This is a genomic window from Vibrio sp. DNB22_10_4 (assembly GCF_052879755.1).
The window spans coordinates 1-316 of the sequence record NZ_JBNNXW010000049.1; the positions used below are offsets into that span (position 1 = coordinate 1).

A 316-nucleotide genomic window follows, 5' to 3' on the forward strand; every position below is an offset into this window, starting at 1 on the left:
GAACCTGGGGCTGGATCACCTCCTTATACGAATAGATTATTGCGATGAGTGTTCACACAGATTGATTAGGTTTGTAAGTTAAGAGTAAGGAAACCTTTTCCAGATGGGGCTATAGCTCAGCTGGGAGAGCGCTTCGCTGGCAGCGAAGAGGTCTGCGGTTCGATCCCGCATAGCTCCACCATCTTTAAGTGTTTTCTCTCGAGAATATTTAGAAATGGTTACTTCATTTGAAGTGATTAGCTCTTTAACAATTTGGAAAGCTGACGAATAACATTTGATTAATGTTATTCATTTAAAAGTTCTCAAATCCTATGTC

The 316-nt window shown here is 40.5% G+C and carries 1 tRNA gene; it reads left to right on the forward strand.

From position 1 onward, the window contains the following. The first annotated feature begins 105 nt into the window (after positions 1-105). Positions 106-181: transfer RNA gene (locus ACVA6Q_RS24600), tRNA-Ala, on the forward strand. Positions 182-316 lie beyond the last annotated feature (135 nt).